This is a genomic window from Pseudoduganella ginsengisoli (assembly GCF_009720865.1).
Lineage (GTDB): Bacteria > Pseudomonadota > Gammaproteobacteria > Burkholderiales > Burkholderiaceae_D > Rugamonas > Rugamonas ginsengisoli.
On the sequence record NZ_WNLA01000002.1, the window covers coordinates 381,717 to 399,337 of the forward strand.

Consider the following 17,621-nt stretch of genomic DNA (forward strand, 5'->3'; position numbering starts at 1 on the left):
CGCTGTAACGCCTGGTGTGACGAACGCCTGCGCCGCAGGGACGATTGCCGGAAAACCGCCGAAACCGCGCTGCTATACTTCCGCGCCATGGAACCGATATTCTCGATGCCGGCCTGGCTGCGCGCCCTGCTGGCCAATTACATGCTGTGGGCGCTCGTATGCGCGCTGGCAGGCATCACGACATACAGCGACCGCCTGCAATATGGCGATATGCGCAGCTATTGGCACATGACGGCAGGCTGGTTCTTCGGGTACCTGGTCATGACGGTGCAAAGCTATGCGCTGTACATGGCGTACCGCAGCCATCCCGCCTGGCTTGCCACGCAGCGGCGCATCGCCGTGGGCTACCTTTCCTTTGTTGCGCTGTGCTGGCCGGCCGCGATGCTGGGGCTGGGCTTCCGCCGCTGCATCAAGTACGACATCGCCCCCACGCTGGGCAACAGCTGGCGCTACGTCGTCACGATGAACAAATTCGAATGGTTCGTCGCCTATGTCATGCTGACGATGGCGTTTGGCTGCGTCGTGGCCATGCACCTGTGGAAGCATCGCCAGCAGCAGGGGCGCCAGTTGGCCGAAGCCCAGCTGGCGCTGGAACGCCAGCGGCTCGCTGCCTTGCGCGGCCAGCTGGAACCGCATTTCATGTTCAACGCGCTGAGCGCAATTGCCGCCATGGTGCGTACCGATGACAAGGCGCTGGCGCTGGACGGCCTGTCGCGCCTCGGCGACCTGCTCGAATATGCACTGGCCAACAGTACCAGCAACTGGATCGGCATGGAGCGGGAATGGGATTTCGTGCTGAATTACCTGGACTTGCAGCGCCTGCGCTTTGGCGAGCGCCTGCAAGTGCGCGTCGAGGGCGTGCATGTGCTGGATGACGGAGTGGAATGTCCGCCCATGCTGCTGCAGCCGCTGGTTGAAAATGCGCTGCGCCACGACCTGGAATGCAGCGACGGGATCAGCGACATCGCCGTCACGTTCGCGCGCGGCCACGGGCAGCTGAAAGTCCAGGTCAGCAATCCGCTGCATGCGCATCAGGCGCCGTCCGCGGGACTGGGCATCGGCTTGCGCGGCATCCGCGCGCGCCTGCAACTGGCCTATGGCGGCGCTGCCTCGCTTTCCACCAGCCGCCAGGGCAACCGCTTTGTCGCGGAATTGTCGCTGCCGTGGAGCGCTGCCGCATGAAAGTGCTGATCGTGGACGACGAAGCCCATGCGCGCACCAACTTGCGGCTGGCGCTGCAAGCCTTGCCGGAATGGCGCCTGGCGGCAGAATGCGCCAGTGCGGCGGCAGCGCGCGCCTGGCTGGCATCGGACGATGCCGACATTGTGCTGCTCGACGTGCAAATGCCGGTGGAGTCGGGACTGGCGTTTGCACGTGAGCTGAGCCGCAGGGAAACGCCACCGCTGGTGGTGTTCGTGACGGCGCACCGGGGCCACGCGCTGGAAGCGTTCGACGTGCACGCGCTGGACTACATCGTCAAGCCCGTCGACGAGCAGCGCCTGCAGCAGGCGCTGCAGCGGGCCGCCACGCTGCTGAGCCAGCGCGCCGCTTACGTGAAAGCGCTCAATGGATTCATGTCGCCGCCCGCCGGCTACTGGACGGAACTGGCGGTACGTTCCGTCGGCCGCATCGACCGTGTCTGCCTGTCCGACGTGCGGTGGATGGAAACGGCCGGAAATTACGTCGAATTGCACTTACCGCAGCGAACCTTCCTGCACCGCACCACCCTGTCGGCGCTGGAACGCTACCTGGACCCGGAACAATTCATCCGCATCCACCGGCGTATCCTGGTGCGGCGCAGCCAAATGCTGGCATTACAGCAAGCGCAGGAAGGCAGCCACACATTAACGCTGGCCTGCGGCGCGCGGCTGCCTGTCAGCGAAACCTATGTGGCCGCTGTCAAGGCGGCGCTGATGGGGAAGTGACGCGGCGGCGCGCGTTGCATGCAATGCGGCCAGCCGTAAGCATATGGTAAGCAACGCCCCTTACGATCGCTCCAATGCCTGGCCAGACATTCCCGGCCCGGCTTAACAAAATAATTGGAGGCAGAGATGGAACAAGACGTTGTACAGCGGGTCAAGGCCGACCCCAATTACCAGAAGCTGGTCAAGACCCGCTCCCGCTACGGCTGGATGCTGGCGTGGGCCATGATGATCGTCTATTACGGCTTCACGGCGCTCAATGCGTTCGACAAGCCTTTCATGGCGGCCAAAATCGGCGACGGCGTCATGTCGCGCGGGGTGCCGCTTGGCCTGGCAGTCATCGTGTTCACCGTCGCCATTACGGGTATCTACGTGCGCCGCGCCAACCGCGAATTTGATGCGCTGACGGAAGCCATCCACAAGAATGCTTCGGCTGAAGCCAAGAAGGAGGCAGCATGAACGCCCGCCTGTTTTCCCGCCTTGCTGCCGCCGCCGCATTGACGGCCATGGCGGGCAGCGCGCTGGCCGCGCCTGACCTGGGCCAGGCAGCCAAGCAAGCCACCAACTGGACGGCGATCTCCATGTTCGCCGTCTTCGTGCTGGGCACGCTGTTCATCACGAAATGGGCCGCCAAGCGTACCCGTTCCGCGTCCGACTTTTATACGGCTGGCGGCGGCATCACGGGCTTCCAGAATGGCCTGGCAATTGCCGGCGACTACATGTCGGCCGCGTCGTTCCTCGGCATTTCCGCCGCAGTCTTTGCCAATGGCTTCGATGGCCTGATCTACGCGATCGGCTTCCTCGTGGGCTGGCCGATGCTGACGTTCCTGATGGCGGAACGCTTGCGCAACCTCGGCCGCTTCACGTTTGCCGACGTGGCCGCGTACCGCTTCGCGCAAAAACCCGTGCGCATGTTTGCCGCTTCCGGCACCCTGGTGACCGTGCTGTTTTACCTGATCGCGCAGATGGTCGGCGCGGGCCAGCTGATCAAACTGCTGTTCGGCCTCGATTACTACGTGGCCGTGGTGCTGGTCGGCGTGCTGATGATGGTGTACGTGCTGTTCGGCGGCATGACCGCCACTACGTGGGTGCAAATCATCAAGGCAGTCATGCTGCTGGCCGGCACCAGCTTCATGGCGTTCTCCGTGCTGTCGATGTACAACTTCAGCCTGTCGTCGCTGTTTGCCAGCGCCGTCGAAGTGCACGCCAAGCATGACGCCATCATGGGTCCGGGCGGCTTCATTAAAGATCCGATTTCCGGCATTTCGTTCGGCATGGCGCTGATGTTCGGCACCGCCGGCCTGCCGCACATCCTGATGCGCTTCTTCACTGTGCCCAATGCAAAAGAAGCGCGCAAGTCCGTGCTGTGGGCCACCACGTGGATCGGCTACTTCTATGCACTGGTGTTCATCATCGGCTTTGGCGCCATCGTACTGGTGGGCACCAACCCGAACTTCAAGGATGCCGCCGGCAAGCTGCTGGGCGGCGACAACATGGCGGCCGTACACCTGGCGAAAGCCGTCGGCGGCGACATCTTCCTCGGCTTTATTTCCGCCGTGGCATTTGCCACCATCCTGGCCGTGGTTGCGGGCCTGACCCTGTCCGGCGCATCGGCCGTGTCGCACGACTTGTATGCCACCGTGATCAAGAAAGGCAAGCCGGCGCCAGGCAGCGAACTGCGCGTGTCGAAAGTCACCACCATCGTGCTGGGCGTTATCGCCGTGTTGCTGGGCATCGTGTTTGAAAAGCAGAACGTGGCCTTCATGGTGTCGCTGGCCTTCGCCATTGCCGCATCGGCCAATTTCCCGGTGCTGTTCATGTCGGTCTTGTGGAGCAAGTGCACGACGCGCGGCGCCACGGTGGGCGGCTTCCTTGGCCTGCTGACCGCGGTGACCCTGACCGTGCTGTCGAAGTCCGTGTGGGTCGACGTATTCCATAACGCCGCACCGATCTTCCCGTACACGTCCCCTGCCCTGTTCTCGATGACGGTGGGTTTCCTCGGCATCTTGATCGTTTCGCTGACCGATACCAGCAAGCGCGCCGCGATTGACCGCGCCGGCTTTGAAGCACAGGAAGTACGTTCGGAAACCGGCATCGGCGCAGCAGCTGCCAGCGCGCACTGATCACTGCGCGGTTTTACCCGGCAAAGCCCGCTGAAGTTCAGCGGGCTTTTTTACAGCAACTGAATGGTTCGGCCCCGTGGCTGGTAAAAGCGGTTAATGCCGGGAGCATCCATGATGCCTCCCGTTGGATGCGATCAATCCCCAGCCCAGCAATTCGCGGATACGTTCATTATCTGGCGCCGCCGGTGCGCCATGGCTGGGTTCAGGCAGGCTGGCGCGGCCGCCGCGGCCTGGCCCCTGCGCATTGCCGGCTGCGGCTACGCGCTGTGTTGTGGTTTCCATCTCAGCCTCCCGATGCAGGTTGTGTGATGCCCAGGTACAGTATCGGCCCCCTGTGCCACCAACGGTATCGGGCCTGACGGACAAAACGCCACGGGTAAACCCGACGCGCCGCTGTAGGGCATCCCTGACAGGCGCTTATCCAGGACGTTCGCCGGCGCGTTTGAAAATGTAGTCAAACGACGTTTACTTAATTAAAAATAAGTAGTTTAATTACATCACTTCGTATCGCAACGCGCCTTGAAAGGATCCAATGGATTTGCAATGTCACGCTGCCCCGGCAGTGCTGCCGCATGCCGCCCCTGGCGGCGTACGCTTTATCTACGATGCCGCGCCCGGCGTGCGCAGCGTGGCGCTGGCGGGTACATTCAATTGCTGGGCGGGCGATGCCTGCATGATGGAACGCGTTTCAGCGACGCGCTGGCAAGCCACGCTGCCTGTCCCCGCCGGCCGGCACCTGTACAAATTCGTCATCGACGGCACGGACTGGATACCCGATCCGGCCAATCCATGGATTTCCGAAGATGGCCAAAACAATTCCTGCTTGACTGTCGATGAAAGCAGCAACGTGCTGATGCGCCAGCCGGGCCTCAGCGCCGCCGCCCCCGGCCCGCTGCATGCGCGCACGGCGCTGGCCAGCCCGGACTGGCTGCGCAATGGCGTGATTTACCAGTTATCGGTTCCCGCCTTTGGCGGCGACTTTGACGGCGTACGCGCCAGGCTGTCCTACCTGGACGAACTGGGCATCGATGTGCTGTGGATCATGCCTATTCAGCCCGCCGGGGTGGAAGGCCGGCGCGGCACGAGCGGCGATCCCTATGCCGTGCGCGACTTCGACGCGATCGATCCCGCGCTGGGCGATGCCGCGTCGCTGCGCGCACTGGTGGACGCGGCGCATGCACGCGGCATGGGCGTGGTCATGGACTGGACGCTGAACCGCAGCAGCGTGGACCACCCATTCACGCGCACGCATCCGCACTGGTACACGCGGCGCGCGGACGGCAGCATTTATTACGCGGTACCCAACCGCGACGAGTTCGCTGGCTTTGACTTTACAGACCGTGCGCTGCGCGCATACCTGACCGGCAGCATGCGCAACTGGGTCGGGCGCTTTGGCTTCGATGGCTTGCGCTTCGATGATTCCGACATCACGCCCTGCGATTTTCTCAACGAACTCCGCGCCGCGCTGGCGCAAGTGCGGCCGGATATCGCACTGATTTCGCAGTCGTATGATGAATTCCACCACCTGGCGGCCTGCGACCTGACCTACGAAGGCGGCACGCGCGAAATGCTGCGCCGCTGCGCGCAAGGCGCGGCGGACAACGCGGCGTTTGCGCGCTACTGGAATGAATCCACGTACAGCTTCCCGCGCGGCGCGCTGCGCATGCGCTGGCTGGAAGACAAGGAGCAGGGACGCATCGCTGCCTTCCTGGGCCGCGATGCGCACCGCCCCGCCGCTGCCGTCCTGTTGGCCATGGATGGCGTGCCGCACATCCTGATGGGGCAGGAATTCAATGAGCCCACGTGGACCGGCTGGCAAGTACTGTTCAACCCTTACCAGCTGGACTGGAATGCCTTTGATGGCGAACTGTATGCGCACTACCAGGCGCTGATTGCCCTGCGCCGCCGCCACGCGGTACTGCGCACAGGCGGCACCGGTTTCCTGGACAGCGTGCCGCCCGGCGCCATCGGCTTTACACGCAGCGGCCCGGGCGAGCGGCTTGTGGTGCTGGCCAATTTGTCGGCACATGCAGTGCAATTCGATGCCGCACTGGCGCACATTGAACCGCTGTATGCGAACGGCTGGCATGGCGCCACGCTGGCGCCGTACGGATGGGTGATCGGAAGCGCCGCGGATTAGCGCACGTCCAGCAATTCCACGTCAAAAATCAGCGTGGCGTTCGGCGGAATCGGGCCGGCGCCGCTGCTGCCGTAGCCCATGGCGGCGGGCACGATCAGCGTGCGCTTGCCGCCCACCTTCATGCCTTTGACGCCTTCATCCCAGCCCTGGATCACTTGTCCGGCGCCCAGCGCAAAGCTGAACGGCGAGCGGCCCACGGACGAATCAAATTGCGCGCCATGCTGTTGCGGTGCATTCGGCTCATACAGCCAGCCCGTGTAATTGACGACAGCCGTCACGCCGCCGACGGCCTCTTTGCCAGTGCCGGGAACGGTATCAATTTTTTGGAACGGGACAGCGGCAGCCGCCGCAGCGCCGGCAGCAGGCGCGGGCGCTTTGGCGCGTTCGCAGCCCGCCAGGGCAATCGTCAGGGTCAGGCCAATCAGGCAGGAAGACAACAGTCGGTTCATGCAATGCTTTCGTATGAGGGTGGAAAACCGGGACCGCGATTTTACCCCACGCCGGTCCCTGCGCGGACAGAGGGGGCGCTCTATCAGAACTTGCGGCACATCCCTCCGTCATTCGCTAGAATCAGCAGCATCCCGCAACCACCTCACCTGCCATGACCATCTCTCCCGACCTGCTGTCTGCTTTTGCTCCCACCGGCGTCTTGCGCGCTTCCATCAACCTGGGCAACCCCATTCTCGCCAATGCGCGCGCCGACGGTACGCCGTTCGGCGTTTCCGTCGACCTGGCGGCCGAACTGGCGCGCCGCCTGGGCGTGCCATTGGAACCGGTCGTCGTCAATGCGGCGGGCAAGGCGGTGGAAATCGTCGCGGCGGACCAGGCCGATATCGGCTTCTTCGCCATCGATCCGCTGCGCGGCGCCGGCATCACGTTCACCGCGCCGTATGTGCTGATCGAAGGCTGCTATCTGGTGCCCAATGCATCGCCGCTGCAAGCCAATGAAGAAGTCGACCGCGCCGGGCACCGCGTGGTGGTGGGCGGCGGCAGCGCCTATGACCTGTACCTGACGCGCAGCCTGCAGCACGCTCACATTGTCCGTGCGGCCACGTCCCAGGCTGTGGTGCAAACGTTTATTGCGGAACAGGCGGACGCCGCGGCCGGCGTCAAGCAGCAACTGGAAGCGGATGCGGCCAAATTGGGCGGCCTGCGCTTGCTGCCAGGCCGTTTCATGGTAATCCGCCAGGCGATGGGCGTGCCCAAGAGCCGTGGCGAAGCGGCTGCCGCGTATCTGGCGGCCTTTGTCGAAGAAATGAAGGCCGGCGGCTTCGTGGCCGAGGCGTTGCAGCGCCATCAGATTGAGGGCGCGTCGGTGGCGCCGGCTCAATAGCCGCACCGCCGTATGCGCGAACCAGCTATGCCACCGTTTCGCCGCACCAGCGCCTGACGATTTCGCCCAGCTGGGCTGCGGTAAATGGCTTGCTCAGGTAGTCATCCATGCCCGCTTCCAGGCAACGCTGCCGGTCGCCATCGATGGCGCTGGCAGTCAGTGCAATCACGGGGACCCTCGGCCGCCCCGCTTGTGCTTCCGTTGTGCGCAGGCGGCGGCACGCTTCATAGCCGGTCATCACCGGCATCATGCAATCCATCAAAACAAGGTCAAACGGCCGCTGCTCCAGCAACTGCAGCGCCTCCGCGCCGTTTTCCGCTTCCGTTACCTGGCAGCCCAGGCGTTTGAGCAAGATGCAAGCCAATTGCCGGTTCATTAACGTATCATCGGCCAGCAAGACGTGGCGCTGCACCTCCTGCCCGGCCGTGGCTGCCGCCGGGATGGCGGCTTGCGGCATGTCTTGCGCGGGCGAAGCGGCCGCAAGGCGGCACGCCACGTCAAAGTGGAATTTGGCGCCCGCCCCTGGCGCGCTGACACAGCCAATCGTGCCGCCCATCATTGCAACCAGCCGCCGGCAAATCGCCAATCCCAAACCGGTACCGCCGTATTGCCCACTGATTTGACTGTCCGCCTGGCTGAACGGTTTAAACAAGCGCTGCTGCACGTCGGCCGCAATACCGATGCCGCTGTCCGTCACTGCATAGCATAGCCGCCACGATCCTGCCAACCCGCCATCGGCATGGGCCTCATAGGCTATATTCACCGTGCCTGCCGCCGTGAATTTGATGGCGTTGTTGACCAGGTTGCCCAGTACCTGGCGCACACGGCCGGCATCGCCCATCACCAGCTTAGGCCCGATACCGATCTGGGCCTGCAGTTTGAGTCCTTTCCGTTCAGCCGCGGCGCTGTGCAACGCCACCACCTGCGCCACCTGGGCCGCAGGGTCGAATGGCTGCATTTCCAGCTGCATGTGGCCCGACTCGATCTTGGAAAAGTCCAGTACTTCGTTGATGATATGCATCAGCTCCCCCACGCCCTGATGCACATTGACCGCATAGCTGCGCTGCGCGGGATCGAGCTGGGTTTCAAGCATCAATTCAGACATGCCGGCAATGGCGCTCATCGGGGTACGGATTTCATGGCTCATCATGGCCAGGAAATCCGATTTGGCGCGGTTTGCGGAATCGGCCTGGTCTTTCAGTTCGATGGCCCGCGTGGCGTCGAGCTCGCGCCGCATCAGCAGCCGTCCGACCATGTAAAACGCCACCAGCAGCGCCGCCAGGCTGGCCAGCAGCACGGCGCCCAGCAGGCGCAGTTTGCTCCACCATCCCGCCATCAGCAATTCTTCGGTAATCGTGGCATTGATCACCAGCGGGTAATCGCGCACCTGGCGTACCGCGCCCATGCGGGTGACTTCCCGGTTATCGGCCGCTGCGCGCGGCCCCCGGGTCAGGCGCACATCGTCGGTCAGCCCCGCAGAAATGACGGCATAGGTCGTTCCATTCAACACTTGCTCGCCCATTAATTTTTCCACCTGGGGCCAGCGCGCCAGCAACGTGAAGTCGCGCCGGTACAGCGATACCGAAGCGTGCTCGCCAAGGCTGACATTCTTGAAGAACGATGAAAAGAATTCGCAAGACACCCCGACCAGCACCACGCCGGCAAATTGTCCATTCGGATGGCTGAGTCTGCGGCTGATGTAGAAAGTCCATTTGCCATTGCCTTTGTTGCGTACCGGCTGGCTCAGATACGGCAGATCGTCGGCATGGCTGGCGTGATGCTGGAAATAGTCGCGTTCGGACAAGTTGATGGCGGGCGCAGGATATTGGCGCGTGAAATTCAAGACGCGGCCATCGGCGGCCACCACGCTTGCCACATCAATTTGCGGCAAGCCGCTGATCTTGTCGCGCATCACCTGGTAGAACTGCTGCGTGCCCAGTGCCGTATTGCGGGCGGCCTCCCCGGTACCATGCACTTCATGGATGGCTTCGGCAATACCATCGAGCACTTTAAAGCTTGACGCCATGGTTTGCGCAGTACTCTCGGCCAGCACCAGCGACAAGCTGCCCAGCTGGCGGCGCCAGTCATCGATTTCGTGCTGGCGCATGACCCATGCCGCGTACCCGGCTGTCAGCAGCAGGACCACCAGCAAGCCGCCGCCGATGGCAGCCACGGTGCGCCGCACGCTGGTGCTGGACCAGCGCCGCCCGGCCGGGGCGCTCCCGGCAGCCAATCCGCGCCTGTTTTGCTGCATCAGGGCGCCTCCCGGGGACGGATACCATCAAATTGTTCAGAGCACGTCTCGACTTCGCTAAGCACCCTTGCGCATAAGTCATCGACCCGGTCCGCTGCCGCCGGCAGCGGCAAGTTTGCCTTTGCGGCCAGTTCCAGCTGTTCCAGCACGCTGCAAAGCTCCGTCGCCCCCAGCAGCCCCGCCATGCCTTTCAGCGTATGGCTGGCGCTGTAGATCTCCGCAGCGGCGTAGTGCGCCCGGCTTTCGCGTATGCGTTGCGCCAGCAATGGCGCCTGTTGCAGGTAGATCCAGGCCAGCGTGCGAAAGACATCGAGGTCGCCGGCGGCCACGTCCCATAAGGCCCACGGGTCGATTGCATGGTAGCTTGCGGGCGTCATACGGTTTCCGCCTCCTGCCGTTCCAGGACATCAGCGCTTTCCCGTTGCAGCGGCAGCTCGACGACAAACACGGCGCCCGGCCCCGCGCTGTCTTCCAGCCAGATGCGGCCCTGCATCAATTCGGCCAGCTGGGCGGCAATCGCCAAACCCAGGCCGCCGCCATCTTTGGCGCGCGCCGCGCTATCGTCGCCTTGGGAAAATTTGTCGAAAATGCGCTGGCGCTGGCTTGCGGGAACGCCCTTGCCGGTATCGCTGACCTGAAAGCGCAAACCATGCCGCCCGGTTGCCGACACGGCCAGCCGTACCGCGCCGTGCGACGTGGCCTGGACCGCGTTGACCAGCAAGATATCCAATACACGCAGCAATTTAGCGCGGTCGCAGGCAAAACTTTCCGGTATTCCCGGACCCAGTTCGGTTTCCAGCGACAGCTTCTTGGCGTCCGCCGCGGCACGTTGCCGCGACATGGCTTGCCGCACCAGATCCTGCATAGAAATGGGTTCAATGAGCAACTGTTCCTTGCCGGATTCCAGCGCGCTCAATTCCAGCACGGCTTCGACCAATCCCAGCAGGCGGCTGCCGCAATGGTGAATTGCCGCTGCAAATTTTCCTTCGCGCGCGTCGCCGAATTCGTGTTGCAGCAATTCAGAATAGCCAAGGATGCCATTGAGCGGCGTGCGCAATTCATGCGACATGTTGGCAAGAAAACGCGACTTGGCCAGGTTTGCCGACACGGCGCTTTCCCGGCTGGCAATCAGCCACCCCGCGAGCACCCAGATGCCAACGCTAAACAACAAGATGGCCAAAGTCGCGGCGCCAGCCAGTGCCAGCGTGCGCTGCCGGTTCGCGTCATACGGCGCCATGCGCTCTTCCAGGTCAATGCCAACCAGCGCATACAAGGGAAAACGGTCGAGCTTTTGAAAGGCATAAATGCGGATCCGGCCATCAATTGGCCCGGTATGCTCCAGCAAGCCGTCATGCGCCGCCGTCATGGCTGCAAACAGCGGGCTGGCGCTGATATCCTGGCCCATGCTGTCATCCTTGCCCACGCGCCGCACCCGCATCACGCCATCACTGCCGACCAGCGCAATCGAGCCTTTCTTGCCAACGTCGACATTGTGGTACAGCTGGATGAAGTACTGCGGATCCATGGAAGTGACGACCACGCCCTTGAAACTGCCGTCCGTGTGATTGATCCGGCGCGTCAATTGCAATGACCATTTTTTCGACACCCGCCCCAGCACGGGTTTGCTGATGTACAAGGCGTCGCTGTCGCTGTGCATGTGCACTTTGACATGCTCGCGGTCGCCAAGGTTCATCGGCGTGAAGGGTTTGCTCGATAACACGATGTCCGCGTGCTCATTCACGATCGAAAACAAGTTGTAGATATCGCCCGGCCCCAGTCCCTCGCGCAGCTCGCGGTTGATATCGAGCGCCATGCCCTGGCTGTTATAGCTGTGCCGCAAGAACATGACTGCCTGGTCGGCCGCTTCAATGCTGCGGTTCGCATGTTCGCTGAACAGGCGCACCAGCGTGCGGGCGTCGCGCCTGGCATCGTCCAGCTGCAACTGGCGGGACTCGCGCAGCTGTATCAACGTGAGCGTCCAGGTACCAGCGACCAGCGAGAGCGCAAAGCCCGCCAGCAGCCAGCGCACATCGATACGGCCTAGTATTCTTCGCCACATGCACCTCTCCCGAACCGCACCGCGGCTGAAAAATAGCCGCCGAGCAATGACCAGGAGAAATACTGCGCCGAAATTCAAAAACTGTCAAATTCGATTTATTTGACTAATTTATCGATTCCAGCGCTGCGATTGTGCGCAGCAAGCCTTGATATAACCGCGTAATTCGTCAAAGTTGACGGGCTTGGTGAAAAACACCACGCCTTTAGGAATGCCGCCGCGCGCCTCCAATTCGGCCTGCGACACGCTGGACAACATGGCAACCTGCGTGGACGCCAGTTCAGGATCCGCCAGGATGGTCTTTACCAGCGCATAGCCGTCCATTCCATCCATCATGATATCGGCCAGCAAGATGTCAGGCTTGCGCCTGGCAATCTGCAACAATGCCTGGTAGCCGTTTTCGCAAAAGCACAGTTCGACCGGCAGTTGCCACGCTTCGAACTGGCGCTGATAGGCCAGCCGCTGCATGGCATTGTCTTCCACGACCAGCACGCTGGGCCGTTCCGACGGCGGCGCGGCTTCGATATGGGTTTGGGCAGCCCGGTAGGCCAGCACTGCCGCCACGGGAATGCGCCGGTGCCCGCCTTTGGTTTTCCAGGCTTCAATCACTCCCTTCTCAACCAATTGTTGTACGGACGTAACAGAAATGTTCAGCATTTCCGCCGCCCGCTGCGTCGTGCATACCTCGTCCGGCTGTGCGTCAATTCGTTTTATCACAAATTTTCCAACAAATTTTTTAAATTTAATGATTTATCGTTATAATTAATTGCCACCTGCCAATTTTTAAGTCCCCCATCAATCAGCACGGTGCCGAAATGATAAAGCAAAACTACAAAATTAATGGTCTAACAAATTTTAGATGGCCTGGCTGGCCGTAAAGGAGCTGTGATGAACATCCTCTTGATTGACGACGACCCCACCAACCTGGACTTGTTCGGCCATATGCTGAGCATGCTTGATGGCGTTGCGACGGTCGCCATGGCAGATCCGCAGGCGGCGCTGGCATGGTGCGAAAACAACACGCCCGACCTGGTGCTGGTCGATTACATGATGCCGGAGATGGATGGCATCGGCTTCCTGCGCGCGTTCCGCGCCCTGCAGGGCATGGCCACGATTCCTGTCATTATGGTCACGGCCGATACCCAGCTTTCCATCCGGCACGAGGCCCTGCGCCTGGGGGCCAACGATTTCCTGACCAAACCGGTCAATTTCGTGGAATTGAATGCCCGCACCGGCAACCTGCTGACCCTGCGCCGCGCGCAGCTGCAACTGGCGGACCGGGCGGCCTGGCTTGATGCCGCTGTGCGCAAGGCCACCGCTGACATCGAGGCCGGCCAGCGGGAAGCCGTGTATTTACTGGCGCGCGCCGCCGAACTGCGCGATCCGGAAACCGGCGCCCATTTGCTGCGCATGGCAGCCTACGCGGAACTGGTGGCGCGCAACCTTGGCTTGCCGGACAGCGAATGCGGATTGATCCGGGCCGCAGCGCCGCTGCACGACATCGGCAAACTCGGCATTCCCGATGCCATTTTGCTCAAGCCAGGCAAGCTGGACCCGGAAGAATTGACCGTCATGCGCACCCATGCCCAGATTGGCGCTTCGATACTGGCGGACAGCGCATCGCCTTTGCTGCAGGCCGGCGCCATCATCGCGCAGAGCCACCATGAACGCTACGACGGCAGCGGCTATCCGCATGGCCTGGCGGGCAAAGCCATCCCGCTGTATGGCAGGATCGTCGCCGTGGCCGACGTGCTCGACGCCCTGACGTCAAGCCGCCCCTACAAGCAAGCCTGGGACTTTGCAAGCGCCCGCGCATTCATGCAACAGAGCAGCGGCACCCATTTCGACCCCGATTGCCTGGCGGCGCTGTTCCATGACAACACCGCGCTAGCGGCAATCCACACCCGCTACACCGGTCCCGCCAAACCATTTTTCCCTGCCGCGCTCAAGGAGGCCGCATGATCCATTTAATCAACGACGCTGACCAGCCAGTTCATCGTGTACGGCCCCACCGGCTGCTCGACACCGTGATTTCCCGGCTGGGGCTGAAAAATGACGCGGCGCTGGCCCGTGCGCTGTGCGTGTCAGCCGCCAGGCTGAGCCGGATACGCAATGGCTACCGCGAAGTCAACGCCGACCTGGTCTTGCGGCTGCATGAGTTTGGGCAAATTCCCATTGCCGATTTAAAGCTGCTGCTGGATGCGGACGTCCGTCTGCGCTAGCCACATTACGGAGTCAGTCATGTTTTTCAAAAAAATCACCATCGGCGCCCGCCTTAATGCCGGATTTGTCTTATTGCTGGCGCTGCTTGCGGGCGTAGCCGGCATCGGCCTGCACGGCATGTCGCAATCCAATGCCGCACTACATCATGTCGTGGCAGTCAACGGCAAGAAAATCACGCTGCTGCAAGAAATGTCGGAGGCCACGCATATAGTGACACGCGTCATGCGCACCATGGCACTGCTATCCGATGCCTCGCAGGCGCAAACCCAGCACGAAAAAATTGACGCCGCGCGCCAGCAATACGATGCTGCCTACGGCGTACTGCGCGCCATGCCGCTTGACCAGACTGGGCAGGCGCTGCTGGCGAAAATCGCCGCGGGGTGCGCCGAAGCACGCCCGCTCAACGACCGCTTCATGCAGATGGCGCGCAGCGACAAGGACGCGGCCATTGCTTTCCTGTTGGCTGAGGCTGGCCCCGCGGCCAGCCGCTGGCAGGGTGAAATCAAACAATTCATTGATGTGCAGCGCAAGAAAAGCGCCGATGACGAACAGGTGGCGGAAGCAACCTACGACCGCAGCGTGTGGCTGATGCTCGGCACCACGGGCGCCGCCCTGGCGATAGGCGCGGTGATAGCGCGGCTGTTGACGCGCTCCATTACCGCCCCCATCGGCGTGGCGGTGGACGTGGCGCAGCGGGTAGCTGCCGGCGATTTGCGCAGCGAGATCAACGTTGCGTCAAGCGACGAAAGCGGCCGCATGCTCGATGCGCTGAAACACATGACCGACAGCCTTGATCGCATCGTCAGGCAAGTGCGCACCGGCGCGGAAACCATTGCTACGGCCTCCAGCGAAATTGCCAGCGGCAACATGGACTTGTCGGCCCGCACGGAAAGCCAGGCCGGCTCGCTGGAACAGACGGCATCGGCCATGGAGCAGCTGACGGCCACGGTCCACCAAAATACGGAAAATGCCCGCCAGGCCAGCGCATTGGCAGCGACGGCCTCCCATGTCGCCAGGGAAGGCGGCGCCGCTGTCGCGCAAGTGATCGATACCATGGATTTGATCAACGCGTCTGCACAGAAAATCGTCGCCATCATCGCGGAAATCGATGGCATCGCGTTCCAGACCAATATCCTGGCGCTGAACGCGGCCGTCGAAGCGGCCCGGGCGGGTGAACAGGGGCGCGGCTTTGCCGTGGTGGCGACAGAAGTACGCAATCTCGCCCAACGCTCCGCAACGGCTGCCAAGCAGATCAAGGTATTGATCGGAGAATCGGCAGAGCATGCGGCAACCGGGTCACGGCTGGTCAATCAAGCCGGCTGCACCATGGAGTCCGTCGTGCAAAACATTGAACACGTTGCCGAGCGCATGCGCGACATCGCCAGCGCCAGCCGCGAACAGGCGCTGGGTATTGGCGATATCAATACCGCCATTACGCAGATGGATGAAGTCACGCAGCAAAATGCCGCGCTGGTTGAGCAAGCTGCCGCGGCGGCCCAATCGCTGCAGGAACAGGCCGCCAGCCTGACCGACGCGGTCAGCGTATTTAAACTGGCCGGGATGGCCGCTGACGCGCCTGCTGGCGCGGCCTTACGCCAGTTCGGCCCCATGCAGCACGAAGCAGTTGCGGCCGCGCCGCTTCGCCTGGTACATGGCGCTGTCGCTGAGGCGCAATAATTCGGCAGGATCCGCCGCATCCATCGGGAAGTACGCGATGCCGATGCTTGCCGACACGCTGGCGCTCCTTCCGGAGGCCAGCGGAATCGGCATGGCGATCAATTCCAGCGTGCGCCGCGCAATGTCTTGCGCATCCAGGCGCCGCGGCAAGTCCACCAGCAGCAGCACGAATTCGTCGCCGCCAAGGCGCGCCACCGTGTCATTGGCGCGCACCACCTGCTGCAGCCGCGTGGCGACGGCGACCAGCACTTCATCGCCGGCGTCGTGCCCGCACTGGTCGTTCACCGCCTTGAAGCCATCCAGGTCCAGCGAACACACAGCCAGCATGGCGCCATTGCGCGCCACGCCCGCCATCGCTTGCCGCAGCCGGTCCTGCATCAGGCGGCGGTTGGGCAAGTGCGTCAGCGGATCCCGGTAGGCCAGCAATTCGACTTCTTCCTGGTGCAGCCGCTGTTCGGTAATGTCGGTGAACAGTGAAACGTAATGCAGCAGCGCGCCATCCGGGCCGTTGACGCGGCTGATGGACAGGTAGGCGGCAAACAGCGAACCGTCGCGCCGGCGGTCCCATATCTGCCCTTCCCAGTTGCCTTTCTCGTTAAGGCAAGACCACATGTGCGCGTAAAACGCGGCGTCCTGGCGGCCGGACTGCAGGATACGGGGGCTGCTGCCCAACAATTCCTCCCGGCTGTAGCCGCTCATTTCCAGGAACGCGCGGTTCACTTCAATAATCCGCATCTGCGCACTGACAATCAAGATGCCTTCGGACGTGGCGCCAAACACACTGGCGGCCAGCTGCAGCGCATGCTGGGCCTGCTCGCGGGCGTGCTGCATGCGGTTGAATTGCGACGCCAGCTGCGCCAATTCGCGCGGCCCGCTGACGGCGACACGGACACCCTGCTCGCCCCGCTCCGAGCGCCAGCCGGCATCAATCAAACCATGCAGCGCATGCAATGCGCCGCGGTGCAGACGCCATGCCAGCCCGGCGCCGGCCAGCAGCGCGGCAGCCACCAGTCCGCCCGCCCATGCCAGGCTGCCAAACACACGGGCCAGCATGGCTTGCCGGTGCACGCCGACCAGCACGGTCCAGCCGGTTTCCCTGGAACGGCTGAAGGCGGCAAATACCGGCACGCCGTCCAGCGTGGTGGTCGCCTGCATGCCTTCATCGTGCAACGCGAGCGCAGCTAACATATCGGGCACCGTGCGCTGGCCCCGAAACCGGTCAGGCGACATGCTGCGCGCAATTGTTTTTCCGTTTTGATCCAGCAGCGCGGCCACCCATCCCGAACCCGGCCGCAAATGGGCAAACTTGGCGTCCAGCTGCTCGACAGGAACGCCTTGTATCAGCACCAGCGGTTCCTTGCCGGGGCGGCTGACCGGCCACAGCATCGCCACGTGCGGCTTGCCCGACGCCGCGCCGACGAACAGGCCGGAGACTGCGGATTTCCCTGTTGCCGCGACTTGCGCGAGCGCTTCGGCCGCGGCGCTGCGGGGCAGGTGCGTCCCCTGCGGCACCGACGTATTGAGCAATTGCTGCCCGCGCGCATCGGCCAGCACGACCGGCGCATTGCCCGGCGTGACGGCAACGGCATGGCGCCTGAACGCTTCCAGGTCATCCGCCGCCAGCGCAGGCGATGCGGCCAGCGCTTCAATGCGCGCCATCCGCGTTGCCACTTCCGCGTCAAATACTTGCGACATGCTGCGCGCCGCCAGCAGCGCTTCCTGCTCGGCCTGGGTCCGGCCGTTTACGTACAGCATGGCGATAAACACGCACCCCACCGCCACGCCCGGCAGCAACGCCAGGCATAACAGCCAGCCCAGCCGGCTGTAGCGGGCCGTCCCGGCCAGGCGGTTCGTGATCGCCTGCCACTCGGCTTGCCATGCCTTGCGCATACC

At 62.8% G+C, this 17,621-nt stretch carries 16 protein-coding genes; 9 read left to right on the plus strand and 7 right to left on the minus strand.

Annotation, left to right across the window (positions count from 1 at the left end):
- Positions 1–87: 87 nt before the first annotated feature.
- The 4 genes from GM668_RS06365 (at position 88) to GM668_RS06380 (ending at position 4,045) form a co-directional block, all read left to right on the plus strand.
- On the plus strand, positions 88–1,182 hold the full coding sequence (locus GM668_RS06365; protein WP_155438086.1) for a sensor histidine kinase: 1,095 nt from the start codon (positions 88–90) through the stop codon (positions 1,180–1,182).
- On the plus strand, positions 1,179–1,925 hold the full coding sequence (locus GM668_RS06370) for a LytR/AlgR family response regulator transcription factor (protein ID WP_155438087.1): 747 nt from the start codon (positions 1,179–1,181) through the stop codon (positions 1,923–1,925). Before GM668_RS06365 ends, GM668_RS06370 begins: the two co-directional genes overlap by 4 nt.
- Before the next feature lie 126 nt (positions 1,926–2,051).
- Positions 2,052–2,381 (plus strand): DUF485 domain-containing protein, encoded by a 330-nt coding sequence (locus GM668_RS06375; RefSeq protein ID WP_155438088.1) that lies wholly within the window; start codon positions 2,052–2,054, stop codon positions 2,379–2,381.
- The gene (locus tag GM668_RS06380; protein ID WP_155438089.1) at positions 2,378–4,045 is read left to right on the plus strand and encodes a cation acetate symporter; all 1,668 of its coding nucleotides are present in this window, start codon (positions 2,378–2,380) and stop codon (positions 4,043–4,045) included. Before GM668_RS06375 ends, GM668_RS06380 begins: the two co-directional genes overlap by 4 nt.
- A 93-nt stretch (positions 4,046–4,138) precedes the next feature.
- Here the strand turns inward: GM668_RS06380 and GM668_RS06385 are convergent, their stop codons facing one another.
- The gene (locus tag GM668_RS06385; RefSeq protein WP_155438090.1) at positions 4,139–4,327 is read right to left on the minus strand and encodes a hypothetical protein; all 189 of its coding nucleotides are present in this window, start codon (positions 4,325–4,327) and stop codon (positions 4,139–4,141) included.
- Between the two features lie 250 nt (positions 4,328–4,577).
- On the opposite strand from GM668_RS06385, the gene GM668_RS06390 reads away from it, so the two are divergent.
- On the plus strand, positions 4,578–6,185 hold the full coding sequence (locus GM668_RS06390; RefSeq protein WP_155438091.1) for an alpha-amylase family glycosyl hydrolase: 1,608 nt from the start codon (positions 4,578–4,580) through the stop codon (positions 6,183–6,185).
- Here the strand turns inward: GM668_RS06390 and GM668_RS06395 are convergent.
- Positions 6,182–6,634: an FKBP-type peptidyl-prolyl cis-trans isomerase gene (locus GM668_RS06395; protein WP_155438092.1), complete on the minus strand. Its 453-nt coding sequence runs from the start codon at positions 6,632–6,634 to the stop codon at positions 6,182–6,184. The genes GM668_RS06390 and GM668_RS06395 overlap by 4 nt on opposite strands.
- Positions 6,635–6,786: 152 nt before the next feature.
- Here GM668_RS06395 and GM668_RS06400 point away from each other — a divergent pair, with 152 nt between their 5' ends.
- A complete protein-coding gene (locus GM668_RS06400) occupies positions 6,787–7,518 on the plus strand; it encodes an ABC transporter substrate-binding protein (RefSeq protein ID WP_155438093.1) in 732 nt (243 codons plus the stop codon).
- Between the two features lie 25 nt (positions 7,519–7,543).
- Here GM668_RS06400 and GM668_RS06405 read toward each other — a convergent pair whose 3' ends face one another.
- From GM668_RS06405 to GM668_RS06420, 4 genes are all read right to left on the minus strand, one after another.
- On the minus strand, positions 7,544–9,772 hold the full coding sequence (locus tag GM668_RS06405; protein WP_155438094.1) for a hybrid sensor histidine kinase/response regulator: 2,229 nt from the start codon (positions 9,770–9,772) through the stop codon (positions 7,544–7,546).
- Positions 9,772–10,149: an Hpt domain-containing protein gene (locus GM668_RS06410; protein ID WP_155438095.1), complete on the minus strand. Its 378-nt coding sequence runs from the start codon at positions 10,147–10,149 to the stop codon at positions 9,772–9,774. The genes GM668_RS06405 and GM668_RS06410 overlap by 1 nt, the downstream gene beginning before the upstream one ends.
- The gene (locus GM668_RS06415) at positions 10,146–11,831 is read right to left on the minus strand and encodes a cache domain-containing sensor histidine kinase (protein WP_155438096.1); all 1,686 of its coding nucleotides are present in this window, start codon (positions 11,829–11,831) and stop codon (positions 10,146–10,148) included. The genes GM668_RS06410 and GM668_RS06415 overlap by 4 nt, the downstream gene beginning before the upstream one ends.
- 108 nt (positions 11,832–11,939) lie before the next feature.
- Positions 11,940–12,542 (minus strand): response regulator, encoded by a 603-nt coding sequence (locus GM668_RS06420; protein WP_170305523.1) that lies wholly within the window; start codon positions 12,540–12,542, stop codon positions 11,940–11,942.
- 174 nt (positions 12,543–12,716) lie between these two features.
- Here GM668_RS06420 and GM668_RS06425 point away from each other — a divergent pair, with 174 nt between their 5' ends.
- Genes GM668_RS06425 through GM668_RS06435 form a run of 3 tightly spaced genes read left to right on the plus strand, consistent with a single transcriptional unit; the run spans position 12,717 to position 15,728 of the window.
- On the plus strand, positions 12,717–13,790 hold the full coding sequence (locus tag GM668_RS06425; protein WP_155438097.1) for an HD domain-containing phosphohydrolase: 1,074 nt from the start codon (positions 12,717–12,719) through the stop codon (positions 13,788–13,790).
- The gene (locus GM668_RS06430; RefSeq protein WP_155438098.1) at positions 13,787–14,050 is read left to right on the plus strand and encodes a helix-turn-helix domain-containing protein; all 264 of its coding nucleotides are present in this window, start codon (positions 13,787–13,789) and stop codon (positions 14,048–14,050) included. Before GM668_RS06425 ends, GM668_RS06430 begins: the two co-directional genes overlap by 4 nt.
- A 19-nt stretch (positions 14,051–14,069) precedes the next feature.
- Positions 14,070–15,728, plus strand: a complete 1,659-nt coding sequence (locus GM668_RS06435; RefSeq protein WP_155438099.1) for a methyl-accepting chemotaxis protein — start codon at positions 14,070–14,072, stop codon at positions 15,726–15,728.
- Here the strand turns inward: GM668_RS06435 and GM668_RS06440 are convergent.
- On the minus strand, positions 15,642–17,618 hold the full coding sequence (locus GM668_RS06440; RefSeq protein ID WP_155438100.1) for a diguanylate cyclase domain-containing protein: 1,977 nt from the start codon (positions 17,616–17,618) through the stop codon (positions 15,642–15,644). The two genes, GM668_RS06435 and GM668_RS06440, sit on opposite strands and share 87 nt — an antisense overlap.
- Positions 17,619–17,621 lie beyond the last annotated feature (3 nt).